The organism is Brevibacterium sp. UMB1308A (assembly GCF_030230605.1).
Classification (GTDB): domain Bacteria; phylum Actinomycetota; class Actinomycetes; order Actinomycetales; family Brevibacteriaceae; genus Brevibacterium.
Map to the genome: position 1 here is coordinate 1 of NZ_JASPDO010000036.1, position 14,803 is coordinate 14,803.

Sequence of the window (14,803 nt, forward strand, 5' to 3'; positions counted from 1 at the left end):
TGATGACAGGGCAAAAAAGCCATACCAGGACCAGCGACCAGATCCTCTGATGAGGACCTACAAATGAATGTAACGGGCTGATGTGTCGGGTCATGCAACCCAGTTACTCACTACAGGTGAGAGGTTTTCGCCAAGGGGTGTTGAGTAACTAAGCGATTTTGGCCCGAAAACGTGAACAAAACGAACAAAAAGGGTGTCTACTCAACACATTGGATCGAGCTGTGTTGGGTAGACGGTTTTTCTGCGGGTGTTGGCGTCACTCGGGTTCACGAGTGTAGAGGGTGTAAGCACGCTTGTTTTCTGTGTGTGTAGCGACGTGGCGTCTGCTTGGTGTGTCACATCTGTTCTGCGCACCAACTTTTCTTGCGCTGGCGACCCAAGTGAAGCACACCGGGTGATTTAGCTAAGGTCAGACGAATGATTTGTGAGGGATTCCCTATGGCTATGCGAATAGTGAAAAGTCGAAGGTTTGTCAACGGTCTTACTGCTAATAGTTGGTGAATAATCGTCGGCTTTAGTTGAAGAATGAATAAAAGTAATTGAATGATTGACAAGATCCGACCGAGCGCTTGATCGGAATTACAAATTGTTCAACAGTTTCTTCAAAAAACCGCATAAATCGGCGTTTATCCGTGTATATTGTTACTGCGCGGTTCACTAAGTATTGATGTTTTGCGCAGTGAGCGCTGGGAGTGGATCGCCAGAAAGGCTGAGGCAAAAGGCCTCGTTTACAACTATGTAAAGGATCTATCTCCATGACTACGTTCTCTCGAACCGCACGCGCGGTTACAGTTGCAGCCGTTGTGGGCCTCTCGATGGGTGTTTCCGCTCCGGCTGTTCTCGCTGAGCCAGTCGAACCTGCCTCAACCCAGGTGCAGAAGGGCAACATCGACTTCTCCAAGAAAGGTTCATTGACCCTTTTCAAGAAGAAGGGTGCTGAATCCACCACTCCTGCCACCGGTAAGGAAATGCCGAACGTGCCAGGTGAGCCACTCAACGGGGTAACCTTCAAGATCACCAAGCTGAACTTCGACCTACAGAACGGTGACTGGACTAAGTTCCCGAAGACCGCAGCAGAAGCAAAGGGCCACGAGACCAGCACGACCTATGAAAAGACAACATCAGGTCAGGGTGAAGCCAAGTTCTCGGACCTGCCACTGGGCATCTACCTGGTTGAAGAAACAAGGACCCCTGAGGGGATTGTTTCCGGTGCTCCTTTCATCGTCTCTATCCCTATGGTGAACGAAGCTTCGGACGCATGGAACTACGACGTCATCGCGTACCCCAAGAACTCGGAAACCAAGACCGAAAAGACCGTTAAGGATGCTGACAAGAACATCCAGGACGCCTACACCTACACCATCACCGCAGACGCTCCTAAGTGGGGCGAAGGAAAAAAGCTGACCGCCTTCCGCTTCGAGGACCAGCTGGACAAGCGCCTCGACTTCCAGAAGGTGACCGAGGTCAAGACCGGTAACACTGTTCTTCAGGCCGGTGACTACGAGGTCAACAAGCCTGCTGAAAACGGCAACAAGCTTGTGGTCAAGCTGACCGATGCCGGTCTAGCGAAGGTCAAGTCTGGCGACAAGCTCTCGCTGACCTTCGAAACGAAGCGCAAGGAAGTCGGCGACACCACGGAACTGAAGAACCAGGCTGACGTCATCTTCAACAACCCGAACACCGGCAACGAAGTCAAAAACAAGACAAATGAAGTTGTCACCTACCACGGCAAGCTCAAGGTCGTGAAGAAGGACGGAAAAGAGGCCGGAAAAGTTCTCGAAGGTGCTGAATTTGAGCTCTACCAGTGCACTTCAGCCACTGAGCTTGGGGGCCAGGTGACTGTGAAAGGCGTTAAGAAATGGACCACCGGTGCTGACGGAACCATCAGCATTGATGGTCTGCACGTCACGGACTTCGAAGATAACAAGGAAGCACCGGCGACCAAGAAGTTCTGCTTGAAAGAAACCAAAGCTCCAGCAGGTTACGAACTTCCGAAAGAAAACGTCACGGTGATCGACTTCACCCGTGAAAACATCGCAAAGACTGGTGAATACGAAGGTGACGACAAAGTCACCCTCGTATCCCAGATCGACAACATCAAGCGGGACACCCCGAACCTGCCAATGACCGGTGGAGCCGGTGTTGGCCTCCTCGGTGCAATCGGTGCGCTGATCGCCGGTGCCGGTGTGTGGTTCGCACGCCGCAACGCTAAGAAAGCGCAGGCCGAGTAACACCTCGGGCACATCAGAGGCCAACACGGCACTCCGACGCACGGGATAGTACGTGCGGAAAGGCACGTACTATCCCGTCCAATCCACTTTTCGTGACGACCTTAGGGGCCTTTTCGTGGGCAATCACTCAGCGTCAACTCTGAAACGAGTTGCACCAAAACGGCAGACTGCCAAAGCAAAGAGGAACTCTCTGCTGTTGCCTGCCATCGTGGTGATCCTCGGTCTGCTGGTGATGATGTACCCAGTAGTGTCCACGGCATGGAACAACTACGGATCCTCTAAAGCTGCGCAAGAGTATGCCAAGCTCGAGAAATCTGTTCCTCAAGAAGTCAAAGACAAGAAGTGGGAAGACGCGCACAATTACAATGAGCGCCGTACGACCGGACCGATTCTGGACCCGTGGCTCAACCGCATTCACCCCGACAACCCCGAGTATGGCTACTACTTGGACCAGTTGGACAAAAACGAGGCAATGGCGCGGTTGATCTTCCCAGCAATCGACGCAGATTTGCCCATATACCACGGCACGTCTGACGAAACGTTGCAACGTGGGCTGGGCCATCTATACGGATCTGATCTGCCGGTTGGTGGAAGCGGAACGCATTCTGTCATTACCGGACACACCGGGTTATCGAACGCCACCATGTTCGACAACCTCAGCAAAGCACAGAAAGGTGATGTCTTTTATGTGCAAGTATCCGGTCACAAACTGAAGTACGAAGTCGACCAAATCAAAGTGGTTCGTCCCGACGAAACGGACGATCTGCATGCGGTCGACGGTAGCGACTACATCACGTTGATCACGTGCACGCCGTATGGGATCAACTCTCACCGACTGTTGGTCCGAGGGCATCAAGTGCCCATGGCCGAATCTGAAGACACTGTCTTCGATCAGAACCACTCATCGAACTGGCAATGGTGGATGTACGCACTGGTAGCGGTTGCTCTTACGATTGCGGTCGCTTTTGCGTGGTGGTTGTGGCGACAGCGGAAAGCCACACGTCGTAACGACGACAAAACGGGAACAGCTTCGAAAGCTGAAGTAGGCACAACTGCCGGGGAAGAACCCAGCAGAAAGCCGAATGAAGGCGAAACACCGTCTTCACACACGGGTAGATAGTTTTAGTAGGTAAGCAACGATGAAGAGAAATGCAGTGTCATTGCGGAAACTCACCGCGCTGCTTCTTGTCGCGTGCTCTATGGTTTTTGCCTTCAGCACGGTAGGTGCCAGTGCTGCTCACGCCATGAGAGTCGTGGGGGGCCCAGAAGCTGAAAGCGCTGACGAGACAGACGGAACCGACGTCGTGAAAATCACGATCAGTCCTGGAAACCCAGACGATGACCACACGCCACCTTCAGGGTCAGTGGCGGGTGTGACTATTCACATGGACCGCCTCCGAGGTGTGTCAGCGACTGATGAGAACGACCGCAACCGTGTTGAAGGTACCTCTATTGGCGAGATTTCGTCATGGCCTAAAGACCTATCCTTTAGCAAAACCACTGACCAAAACGGGACTGTGAAGTTTAGTGGGCTGCCCAAGGGCATCTACCTGGTCACATCATCTGCACCCGACGACTCTTACCGGGCCATTAACTCGTTCCTCGTTTCCGTGCCTTTCCACGGAAGCTCACAAGGAACCAGTCCAGTTGAAGGTGTCATCGTCGCCAAAACACACACGCCCGCGGAAACTCCGCCGTCACCGGAAACGGACACACCGGAACCTCCAGGAAACCGGGGGGATGAGCCCCGGGGGAGCGACCAACCACTGCCCGTCACAGGTGCCCAAGTGACAGTGCTAGTGCTGATAGCCGCGGGTCTCATTGGTTCCGGATTCATCATCATCCTTGTGAGTAAAAGAAAGTCTGAAGGTGGGAAGAAATGATGCACGCACTTCCATTCCGCCTGTCAAAGAAACAGCACCTGGTCATACGCCTGCTGGCTGTGTTCGCAGTGCTGGCAGCACTCGTCGCCAACGCGCTCGCAGTAATTCCAGGTCCCGCCCCGGCGCAGGCACAGACTCAGGCGATTCCTGTTAGCCCAGCGAAACAGGGCTTTACGAACACTACTACGCAGAACACCTACACATTTACCGTCGACGCTGACGCAACGATGAACAGCCTTGACTTTAGTGTTGAAGGTAACTATTTCCTGCTTGAGTACGACCTCATGGTCAACGGCAAGAGTCTGAGGAAAGAGACATTTACCTCGTCGCAACGGTTGCCGTATTCAAAGTCGATTACCGGCCTAAACTCCACCCTTAAAAAGGGCGACAAGATCGACCTGTATCTGCAGTTCAACTCCCCCAAGGTGAAAGGATCGCTGTCCATCACCCCAAAGGGGACTTTGGGTGGTAGCACACCAACTCCTACGCCGACGCCAACTCAACCCACGCCGACGCCAACTCCAACCCCTACTCCGGATCCGTCGGACAAAACCGTGACGCCGGCAGCGCCTACAGCGGTTGACCCTGCCACTGCTCCTCAGTGTGTGGAGAAGGGGTATATCAACATTCCGGGTACTCAGGGTGTTGACTATTACATTGCGGGTCAGAAGAAGCCTGCTGGCCAGCATTTCTACGAAGGACAAAAGGCTACCGTCAAGGTCACGGCCAAGCCGCAGTCCGGATACCAGTTCACTTCTGGGGCTACGACTGAGTGGTCGTTCAACATGAGTGGCCAGGTGAAAAGTTGCTCGGGTGATCCCACCCCACCGCCAGACGGTCGCACATTCAAAGCCCGTGGACATGGATTCTCACTGCAGGGTGACCCGGTTGACCCAAAAAGGCCCGACACATTCACGGCAAAAGTCGGTGAGGACGCGAAGCTGAACTACATCACCGTGCGCATCAAAACCGACGCTACGTTCCTTGACCCGCAGCACTACCAGCTGACTGTCGACAAGATTGAAGACGGGGTGACGCTGCAGAAGCGTAACGTCAACATCGGCAACGGCTACATCACAATGGACGTTGTGCCGATGAAGGACGGCAAGCAGGTCGACTCGGCGTTTCTGCCCAAAGACGCAGTGTTCACGTTCACTAACAATTTGGCGAAGAACAAGAGCCTGGAAGTTGAGCTCGACGCTTACGGCGTGAAGGCAACAAATCCCACTGACCCAGGTATCATTTCACCACCAGACGGTGCGGACTGGGTTCACAAGCGCGTTGCGAATCCTTCTATGCCTATGACTTGTGGCCTGCGCATTGCGGTTGTCGCGGACTTGTCGACGTCGTTGAATTACGCTGAAAATGTGAACGGTTTCGACGAGTCGAAGAAAGCTACAAACGCCTTTATCGACGCGCTCGCTGGCACTTCCGCTGAACTCGGTCTCTACAACTTTGCGAGCACCGCACCGGCGAATGTCCCTGGCTCAACGCACGGCAATAACCCGCCCTACATTTCCATGCTGACGCAAGACGGGGTTACACAAGCTAAACGCGTGGTGTCGAACTGGAACTATAACGCGAACAATAGTGCGACGAACTGGCAAGCTGGTTTGCAGCAGGTCAAAGCTGGAAACTATGACGTGGTTTACTTCATTACCGACGGTATGCCAACCACGTCGTCCACGATCAAGAACAAAGGAATCGGTGGAGAGTTCGTTCAGGCAAGTGCACTCAACGATGCAATTGATGCAGCGAACGAACTCAAAGCTTCCGGTACGCGAGTGGTTCCGCTTATGGTTGACCTGACACTTGGTGGGCGAACCAGTCAACGCCCTGTTGTAACGAATGATCTAGTACTCAAAGACGCCAAACGCATTGGCTGGCAAGCAGATCCGGGACAAGCTCCAGGTTTGTACTATAAAATTCGAAGTGACCACCCGAAGGCTATACACGCCAATTACATTGGCACCGATACTTTGGTGAATCTGAAAATGGCATATGACGGGGCCGGTAATCAGACCCTGCAGGTGTTTGAGCGTTTGCCTAATGGGAGACAGGAGACGATCACTTCCAACATGTCTAGGTGGACCTACGGTACCCGTGACGTCAAGGTGATGGGTGAAGATATCTCAGGAACGGGCGATACAAAACGAGTTCAGGGATATAGCCAACTGGCCGCTCAGATGAAGTCGATCGCTCAGGACCTAACCAAGAAGTGCGGCGGCGAAGTGATCGTCAAGAAGCGCATCGTCGATGAGAACGGCAAGGTTCTGTCCGATGGTGAGCCAGGCTGGGAGTTCACCCTGTCGGCTAACGGCCAAAAGGTCATTGATCCCGGGAATGGTGAACTCGTCACCCAGTGGCGCAAAGTCACCTCGTGGCGGGACGAAGATAAGGGCACCGCACGCTGGGGAATCCAGAGCGAAACGGCGCAGGATCTCACGCTTACCGAAACACAGCAGGAAGGCTATACGCTGTTTAAACGCGACGACAAGAATGCTGTGTGTCATGAGACTCGCGATGGCAAGACCACGCCAATTGATGTTCAAAATGATGGCGAATTCGGCTTTAAAGTGCGAATGAACGAGAAAGACAAGGTGTTGTCACGTGTGTCGTGTGTGGTTGACAACTACAAGACGCCAGAAGCAACAGGAAAACTGACCTTCAAGAAGGCACAGTACGTTGACGGCGAAATTGTCGAAATGTCAGGTTTGGGCGGTGCGACCTTTGAGATCTACCCGGCTAAGGTCAGCAAGCCAGACTACAGCGCTGGCAAACCGCTGTGGACCATCAAGCCGGGTCAAGAATCCATTGAGGTGAAAACGACCGGCACGTTCTTCCTTGTGGAAACCAAAGCGCCAGACGGGCTGAACCTGTTGCCCAAGCCGGTTCCGTTTGAGATTGCCTTCGATAAGGATGCCAAGAAGTATAAGGTCTCGACTGTGGGTGATCACCCACAAATAACGGCATCAGGATCTGGCGACGCCATGTTGTTGCTCGTTGCAGACACTGCTTCCGGTCAGCTCCCCAAGACCGGCGGCAACGGAGTGTTGGTGTGGGCCCTGGGCGGCCTGGTGATGGCTGGCGGTGGAGCGCTCTGGATGCGCCGTCGTAAGTCGTGACCACGCGTCTGGGTAGCTGACTCGGATATACGCTGAGGCGAAGCCCTTAAGTGGTTTGGCCCGTTTACTCTACAAAGGCCAGCCCACTTTCGTGTGGAGTGTAGAGTAATGGGCCGATTTTGGCCCGAAAACGCGAACAAAACTTTACTCTACACTCTACATCGAGCTGTGTAGAGTAAACCGTTCAGCGTTGTCCCCGGCACCCGCGACTTGGTGGCACAGGTGTACCCGGAGAACCGGGTTTTCCACAGATCGTTCAAGGGCTATAGCGGAAGCGAACCCATGGTTCTACATTCAGCGCATGGATTCACAACGCACCCTACACATTCCGATGTCTATACAGGAGGCGCGTACGCGTGGTCTCCGCCCATCACAACTCACACCGGTATTCCTCAAAGGCCACAAACTGAGAGGAACTTTCACTTCTGATGCGCATGTTCGCACCGTGCGAATACCACTCTGGGCACGCGAGGACCCTCACTGGTGGACTCTATTTACTGAGCTCAGCGCAGTAACGGCAACACGCCCCCACGCAATGGTCACGGGTAACAGCGCGGCGTATCTGCGTGGACTACCGGTCAAGCTTCGACCAGAGCTAGACATTGCGGTTCCCAAGAAATGCAACCCAATTTTGGTTCCGCACGTGAGAACTTTCCGCATGACAGACACCGCGAACACCACTAAAGAAGGCCTAAGGGTTCACCACCTCGGCGGGATTCTTCATGTCATTGCACGGCAAGAACCTGTGGAAAACCTGGTCGCAGTTCTTGACGCGCTCATGGGGCCGTGGCGCAGACCAGCGGAACTCACACGCACACAACTCAACCAACTTGTTGCTGCCGGACCCAAGGTTTTCGGGTGGTCCAAGCTGAAACAAGCTGGTGCGCTGGCCCGTGAGAACGTTGCGTCACCTCAAGAAACACGACTCAGGCTAGCGCTGGTACGTGCGGGTCTTCCCGAACCAGTAGTCGCGTACCCGGTGTGGATTGAACGATTCAGAGCACACATCCACCCAGACTTGGCGTATCCGTTTGCAAAAGTCGCGATCGAATACGAAGGCCGTCACCACTTCGAGCTCACCGAGCAGGTGCTCAAAGATACGGATCGTTACTACGAACTAGGCCGACTCGGATGGACAGTGATTCGCGTAACGGCACTGCACGAGCTCGGCGATGTTGTGCTCAAGGTACGCGAGTGTCTTGAAACCTAAACCGGTTTACCCACCACAAGTGAGCAGTTTTGAACTTGCTGTGTTGGGTAACTAGCCGATTTTGGGCCGAAAACGTAAACAAAACGAACAAAAGAGGCGTTTACTCTACACTCTGGATCGAGGATTGTAGAGTAAACCGGTCATTCGTCGGAGCCGCCACCCGCGCCACCCGCACTAACCGCGCCAGCCGCGCCGACCTCGGCCCCTTCTCCTTCACTGCCCGTGTTAGCGATACGCAAGGACTTGCGCCACCAGTAGATCATCAGCAACACAATCAAAACGGCCGCAGCCAAAATCGCCCACATCCACCACTGCCACTGCACGCCAGAACCGTCAAAGACCGAATCGTCGCTGGGGTCCATAGGAACCTGGTGGCCGGTGAGCAACAGTCGGTGGGTGTTAATGCCGTACGGGGTGCACGTAATCAACGTGACCAGGTCCTTACCTTCTTCACGCTTGAGTGAACTAGTATCAGAAGGCTCCACTACACGGATGTCATCGACCAAGTACTTGAGTTTCTTACCACCCACAGCAATGTAGAAGGCATCACCCTTTTGGACCTTGTCGAGGTTGTCCCACATGGTCGCATCCTGCAACCCAGTGTGAGCTGACAACGCAGCATGTCGACCTTCACCATCGCCCTTGCCACCCACAGGTAAGTCGGTGCCGTACAGGTGGCCGACACCTCGGGTCAGGGCTTTTTCTGAAGTTCCGTGATAAATGGGCAGATCGGAGTCGATCGACGGGATCACAATACGGCCCATGGCGTCCGTTTGGTCAAGAACAGAAAGGTACTCTTCGTAGCGCTTGTATTCGGGGGAGTCCTGGTCGTCAGATGTGGTCCACGCATCGCTGACGCTGATCTGCCCTAGCTCCTTGTTATATGCGTGAGCTTCATCCCACGCCTTATTTAGTGCCTCTGGCGGTGCGTGTTTCTCGAGCTTGGAGTACTCAGATGCCGCCCGGCTCTGCTGAAAATTGTTCCACTGTGTAGCCACAACCGGATACAACAGGACACCCAGGCCAACCACTACAAGCACCAGTGCAATGTAGCCATTGGCGTTGAGACGTTTGCGCTTTGCGCCACCACGTTTATTGGAGTGTCGCCCCATTGCTCCTCATCTTTACAACGCGTCCATGCAGCGGGCCTTTGCGGTGGTGCCTGACGACGCAGGGGGCTACCACCTCGGCCACCAACCCGCTACCACCTCGGCCGCAAATTCCGCAACGATAGCCGGCTGGATTATCCCGAAATCTTTCAACGTTCCCAGTCTAGTGGACTTGCTACGTGAGCGTCCTGGAAAACCGCCTGCCTGCGGTGACCCCCGCTGTAACTTGCAGATGCTCGCGCCCTCAGTCCTCAGACTTCCTGCGCGCAAAGAGGAACACTGCCAGGAGCAACCCAACGACGCCCGTTCCCAACAGCACCGCGAGCGACCACGGGAACGACCCGTCGGCTTCAGCTGCGTCGGCTGCCGTGTCTTCGCCGTCGCTAGACGATGCAGTGGGTGCGCCAGCGTGGTCTTCATGTGACGGTTCGGGGCCTGCGATGATGTCTTGGCTCACCTCGCCCGCATCGTCCGGGTTCTGCGGCACGGGATCCGAGTAGTCCGGCTCGCGAGTCTCCTCATCGCCCGAATTGCCCGGCGTCCAGTCCGCGCCCGCCTGACCAGGGACGGTGCCGTTCCCGGTGTCCGGATCCTGCGTCCGATCCTTGGCGCCCGAGTTGTTGCCGTCCTCGTCCTTCGACTTTTCCTGGCCGTTTGAGCCGTTATCGGTGTCGCCTTCGTCCTGGTTGCCGGGACGTTCGCCGGGTTGCTTGCCTGGGCGTTCGCCGGGTTGGCGCCCGTCTTCTTCCGGCGGGTCCTGCACGGGTGGTTTTGTCGCAGGGGGATTGGGCCGAGGTGGTTGCTGGGTATCGTCGTCATCGGGCGGGGTTTGATTGTCCGGGGGAGGCGTAGGCGACACAGAAGGCGTGGGGGTGGGCTCATTGATAAATTCCACCGACCCGTTTTCGACCTTCAGCGTCACCTCGCTCGGGTCAACGGCTTCGCCTTTGTTCTGAAGCTTGCTGGTGTCGAAGTGAAAAACTTGGCCATTTTTGCCGATGATGAAGTCGTGCTTCGTCTCGGTGCCGTCCGGGTTGCGTTCTACTGCGCTGAACGTACTGCCTTCAGGGGCGCGTTTGCCGTCTACCATCACCTCGTACCACTCGCCGTGACTCTTCACTGTTGAAGGTTTGACAGTCTTGCCGGGATCTTCTGTGGATTTGGGAGTGGGTTCCGAGGTGGGGTCAGGGCTTGGCGCGGGGCTCGGTTCGTCACTGGGCTCTGGCGTTGATTCGGTGTTGGGGGAGGTGCGCCTGTCTGGTGTAGGCGCATCGGTAGGCGTTACGTCCGTTTCCGAGGTGGAATCGCTGGGATCTGTGTCTCCAGGGTTGTCTGTGGGATCTGCAGTTGGTGCGTCAGTGGGCGCCGAGGTGGGCTCTGACTCTGGTGCGGGGTCAGAAGTTGGTTCTGCCGTGGGGCTAGCGTCTGCGCGTGTGACCGGACTTGAAGCGGGACTTGGCACGGGCTCTGCAGTGGAAGCAGGCCCGGGGACGGATGCCGGAGACTGGGGGATCGCAGCGAGCGCGGGTGCACCACCGAGCGCGGCTACGGCAAGCGCCGTGGCGCCTAGTGCTGTGATCCGCATGTTAAACGTTCCCTGCCAGTGTGGTTGTTCCGGTCATTTATGGTACCTAATTGCCCGTGGTTCGCACTGCATTACTTGGTGTATCCGCTTATTGTTTCTGGATTGCTACGCACAATGGCGAAGCTTTCGTCTTTGCCAACTGCCAATAGTTTCGCGTTGGATTTGTACGCCACGTTGTCTGAGATGAGCGCTTGAGCGCCGTCGACTGTAGCTGGAGTGATGTTGCCACGGGGTTCGTTAAAAGCAACGTTATCTACTGTACCGTCTTGGACGAGTAGGCCGTCTTTCATTGAGAACATGTACGGGCCGAACGTTGCGAGCTGATGCCCCTGTCCGCGTACCCAGTTAGCTTCCCCAACAGAGTCGGTGCTGGTGGTCACTGTGGAAGCGATTTTCCCGGTATCAACGTGGTGGACAACCACTTGGATGCGGTGGCCGCTGGAAACGGAGGAGCCAGCTTCGCCCCACAAGGTCACCACTTTGCCGTGTCCGGCGCTGACCCATCGAATAACGTGGAGATCTTCAGCTGGCTTTTCGAGGTCAACTTTTTTCGCCTCGCCCGTTTCGACGTCTGTCACGGTCAGCGGCCCTGCAAAACGCGCGGATATAAGCGCATCACCGTCTAAAGCCATGGGGGTTGTCCCTGGGTCCGGAGTGGGAAGTTGTTTCAGCCCGTCCATACCAAAGGTGGACAGTTGGTTACCGGATTTGATCAGTACGTGCGTACCCGCCGAGGACATTCGCGCATTCTGCGGAAGTTTGTATTTGCGGGCATCTTTTTCGCCGTCTACCAGGGCGTATGCGGTGTCGCCGATTCGCCAGACAAGCGCATTTTTGGATCCGACGTGGGTGTCTACTGCGAATTCCAACTGCCCGTTTGCTGTGGTTTCGTATTTCGTTTGCCCGTTATTTGGGTTGAGGACTTTGAGGTTTTTCCCGTCGATAATGAGCACTCCGCGGTCTGATGCGGTCACTGATGCACCTGCGGGTACTTTGTGTTCCCAGGCTGCACGGTGTCCGAATCCGGGTACGGGTTCGCGTTGCTCTTCCACTGCGTGTAGTCCGTTGGGGTTTTGGCTGCTGGAAGACTCGATGCTTTGTGGTGAGCTGTTGTCTGGCGAGCCGATGAAGTGTGGCGCGAAGTACGCCGCGACCACGCCTACCAGTAGAACAGCGAGCACGATCCCTGGGATTGTCAGCCCCCGTTTTGACTTGCGGGGTGGTTTGGTTGGGCGGGGTTGCTTGCGTGGGGTTTTGCCGTTCGTCGTTGCGGGTGTGGCTTGCTGGGCCGGCCCGGAGAACCTGTCTGGCCGGTTGTTGTTTGGGGGAGGGGTGGTTGGTTGTGTTGGGGGAACATTTGGTTTGGGTGGCGTTGTGGTTTGAGTTTCCCGAGGTTGTTCCTGGCTGGGTGCGAGCCGTCCCTCTGGTGTGAAGGTGAGGTCGCGCGAGGTGTCGCCGTCGTGGACTGAAACGTTGACGGGTTGCTGAGTGTGCCGCGCGTAGCGGGCAAGTTCGCTCATGGCGGCGCCGAGGTCGGGGAAGGTCTGTTGAGTTCCTTCGAGTGTGAGATGCGCCGTGCGGTCGGCGTCGACTGTCACCTCAACACGTGGCATGGATGTGGGACCTCTTTTTCTTGAAGGTGGGAAGCGGGTTCTTAAAGCCTAGCTATCTTTTTGGTGCCAGCCCATTGCTTTCGCCAAACTGTTATCTTGCTTAACTGAATCGTGACTCCTTGTGTGTATTTGCAAACGGTGTGCGAGCGGGTCTAAGATAATCTCTGCTGTCTGTGCAAGACGGTAATGGTGGCTATAGCTCAGCTGGTAGAGCACCGCGTTGTGGTCGCGGGGGTCGCGGGTTCAAGTCCCGTTAGCCACCCCATGTGAAGTCTCGGGACATCGTTCACTCGATGTCCCGAGATTTTTTGTGTTCTGGGTGTTGGGTAAACAGTTTCTGCGCGCGTGAGTCAGGCGCCGTTCAAAAGCCTGTGACAGTTTGTGACTGGCTCTACCCGAATGGCCCCTGAGCTGGGGTACATTCTTTTGCAGGTTCAAGAGTTGTAGTTTTCGGTACCTGGCTGGCTGCACGGCAACCCTCTTCACCGAGCGGGGTGCCCCAGGGGAAGAACCGGCGTGAACAACCGTTCACGCAAGTCGATGGATACCCGCGTGTGTGCACGCTGGGATCTGGTAAGGAATATTCGCATGTCTAATCACCGTAATGGCGTCGGTGCCAACGGATCTCATCACCGCAACTCCTCAGACGGGTGGGGCGCCGTCCCTGAAAATGATCGCCCACTGTGGTCGCGCTACATGCTCGACTACTGCCCGTGGTTCCCAGGAGCGACCATCATGACTCTGATCGCAGATGGCATCATCAATGGCGGAACCCGCGCCCCTCAAGTGTGGAAAGAGACGGCCCAAGAACTGCACAGCGCCGGGTTCACCCCAATCCGCTACTTCTTGCTCGCTGAACTGTTGTCAGGTGCACGAAAGAAAGGCGAACTTGATGAAGAAGCGCATGGTCATCTGTTTAAACAGTGGTACCAGGAACCATTTCCAGCTTTCCGGCTCGAGGCTCAAGCTTGGAAGCCCTGGCTCGAACGACTGCAACAAGCACAATCGCCCAAGCGGGCGCTCAGCCACATGCTCCACGGGGAAAAACTGCCCCCGATGGGCATGGTGGTTAGTCGTTCTGGGGAGCGGATGTGCAACGTTTCGGACTGACCTTGCGTGGAGCGACTCGCCAGGCCGAGTGGGCCACTCCACAACCTTCCCCGCGCCATCAGCAACCCCTTCGCCTTTACACTGCACCTCATGCCGTTAGGCTAATTGCGTGAGCCGATTGTTTCGCCTGATCTACCACCCCCACTTTGGGGTGCGTTCGCGCGCGCTGGCTAAACGCGTCATGGCCATTGCCGCTGTGTTGTCGCTTCTGGCGGTTTCAATTCCGATAGCCATGGAAAAGATTTCCACGTCACGCACGTACCAGCTATTCGGTGGACTCGTGAATCATGTGGACACGGAGAAGAAACTCATCGCGCTCACTTTCGATGACGGTCCAGATGAGAATACGGACCAAATCGTTTCAATGCTCGACGAGCTTGACGTTCGTGCCACATTCTTTGTCATTGGTTCGGCCATGGAGAAGTACCCGGAGTACGGGCGCACACTGGTAAGCCATGGCCATGAGTTAGGGAACCACACGTTCAACCACCGGCCCATGCTCGGTATTTCGTACACCACGGTGGCCAAGGAGCTTTCAGCCTCAGACTCTCTGATTCGTAAAGCGGGCTACTACGGTCCTGTGCACTTCCGCCCACCATACGGTAAAAAGGGCGCGGTTCTCCCCATGTATTTGCGTGCCCACGAACGCACAACAGTGATGTGGAGCAACCACCCGGAAGACTTCACCCGCAAAAAGACGCAACCCACAAACGAAATCGTCAACTACGCCATCAAGCACGCGAAACCTGGCGACATCATGATTCTGCACCCGTGGTACGGGCGAGAAAACATTCGCAGCGCGATTCCCCACATTGTGCGCGAACTGCGCTCGCAGGGCTATGAGTTTGTGACTATGTCGGAGCTACTCGCAGAAAAGAAAAAGAAGTAGGCCCAAACGGCGCGAAGCGGGCGAAACTACGCAATATAATGCGCAGTT

Annotated in this window: 10 protein-coding genes, 1 tRNA gene and 1 riboswitch; of the genes, 8 read left to right on the forward strand and 3 right to left on the reverse strand. The window is 55.5% G+C overall.

From position 1 onward, the window contains the following. Nucleotides 1-755: 755 nt before the first annotated feature. From QP868_RS11255 to QP868_RS11275, 5 genes are all read left to right on the forward strand, one after another. Nucleotides 756-2,231 carry a SpaH/EbpB family LPXTG-anchored major pilin gene (locus QP868_RS11255; RefSeq protein ID WP_284926662.1) on the forward strand — a complete coding sequence of 492 codons (1,476 nt, stop codon included), beginning with the start codon at nt 756-758 and terminating at the stop codon, nt 2,229-2,231. A 115-nt stretch (nt 2,232-2,346) separates the two neighbouring features. Beyond that, nucleotides 2,347-3,351 (forward strand): class C sortase, encoded by a 1,005-nt coding sequence (locus QP868_RS11260; RefSeq protein WP_284926663.1) that lies wholly within the window; start codon nt 2,347-2,349, stop codon nt 3,349-3,351. 19 nt (nt 3,352-3,370) lie between these two features. Next, nucleotides 3,371-4,114 (forward strand): isopeptide-forming domain-containing protein, encoded by a 744-nt coding sequence (locus tag QP868_RS11265; protein ID WP_284926664.1) that lies wholly within the window; start codon nt 3,371-3,373, stop codon nt 4,112-4,114. Continuing rightward, entirely contained in the window at nt 4,111-7,239 is a 3,129-nt protein-coding gene (locus tag QP868_RS11270; protein ID WP_284926665.1) for an LPXTG cell wall anchor domain-containing protein, read from the forward strand. Before QP868_RS11265 ends, QP868_RS11270 begins: the two co-directional genes overlap by 4 nt. 445 nt (nt 7,240-7,684) lie before the next feature. Continuing rightward, nucleotides 7,685-8,449, forward strand: coding sequence for an endonuclease domain-containing protein (locus QP868_RS11275; RefSeq protein WP_284926666.1), 765 nt, complete (start codon nt 7,685-7,687; stop codon nt 8,447-8,449). 140 nt (nt 8,450-8,589) lie between these two features. Here the strand turns inward: QP868_RS11275 and QP868_RS11280 are convergent, their stop codons facing one another. The 3 genes from QP868_RS11280 to QP868_RS11290 form a co-directional block, all read right to left on the reverse strand. Further along, complete coding sequence (locus QP868_RS11280) at nt 8,590-9,561, reverse strand: class C sortase (RefSeq protein WP_284926667.1); 972 nt, start codon at nt 9,559-9,561, stop codon at nt 8,590-8,592. Nucleotides 9,562-9,802: 241 nt separating this feature from the next. Beyond that, a complete protein-coding gene (locus QP868_RS11285; RefSeq protein ID WP_284926668.1) occupies nt 9,803-11,143 on the reverse strand; it encodes a hypothetical protein in 1,341 nt (446 codons plus the stop codon). Between the two features lie 71 nt (nt 11,144-11,214). Then, nucleotides 11,215-12,756 (reverse strand): hypothetical protein, encoded by a 1,542-nt coding sequence (locus QP868_RS11290; protein ID WP_284926669.1) that lies wholly within the window; start codon nt 12,754-12,756, stop codon nt 11,215-11,217. 189 nt (nt 12,757-12,945) lie between these two features. Here QP868_RS11290 and QP868_RS11295 point away from each other — a divergent pair. From QP868_RS11295 to QP868_RS11305, 3 genes are all read left to right on the forward strand, one after another. Then, nucleotides 12,946-13,021: transfer RNA gene (locus tag QP868_RS11295), tRNA-His, on the forward strand. A gap of 167 nt (nt 13,022-13,188) precedes the next feature. Continuing rightward, nucleotides 13,189-13,301, forward strand: a riboswitch (SAM riboswitch). Between the two features lie 43 nt (nt 13,302-13,344). Continuing rightward, a complete protein-coding gene (locus QP868_RS11300; RefSeq protein ID WP_284926670.1) occupies nt 13,345-13,866 on the forward strand; it encodes a hypothetical protein in 522 nt (173 codons plus the stop codon). A 109-nt stretch (nt 13,867-13,975) separates the two neighbouring features. Continuing rightward, entirely contained in the window at nt 13,976-14,755 is a 780-nt protein-coding gene (locus QP868_RS11305) for a polysaccharide deacetylase family protein (protein ID WP_284926671.1), read from the forward strand. The last annotated feature ends 48 nt before the right edge of the window (nt 14,756-14,803 follow it).

Bases quoted from the DNA above. Each gene is read 5' to 3' on its own strand.
- QP868_RS11285 (WP_284926668.1), bottom strand. From the start codon at position 11,143: ATGCGGATCACAGCACTAGGCGCCACGGCGCTTGCCGTAGCCGCGCTC.
- QP868_RS11290 (WP_284926669.1), bottom strand. From the start codon at position 12,756: ATGCCACGTGTTGAGGTGACAGTCGACGCCGACCGCACGGCGCATCTC.
- QP868_RS11265 (WP_284926664.1), top strand. From the start codon at position 3,371: ATGAAGAGAAATGCAGTGTCATTGCGGAAACTCACCGCGCTGCTTCTT.
- QP868_RS11255 (WP_284926662.1), top strand. From the start codon at position 756: ATGACTACGTTCTCTCGAACCGCACGCGCGGTTACAGTTGCAGCCGTT.
- QP868_RS11270 (WP_284926665.1), top strand. From the start codon at position 4,111: ATGATGCACGCACTTCCATTCCGCCTGTCAAAGAAACAGCACCTGGTC.
- QP868_RS11280 (WP_284926667.1), bottom strand. From the start codon at position 9,561: ATGGGGCGACACTCCAATAAACGTGGTGGCGCAAAGCGCAAACGTCTC.
- QP868_RS11300 (WP_284926670.1), top strand. From the start codon at position 13,345: ATGTCTAATCACCGTAATGGCGTCGGTGCCAACGGATCTCATCACCGC.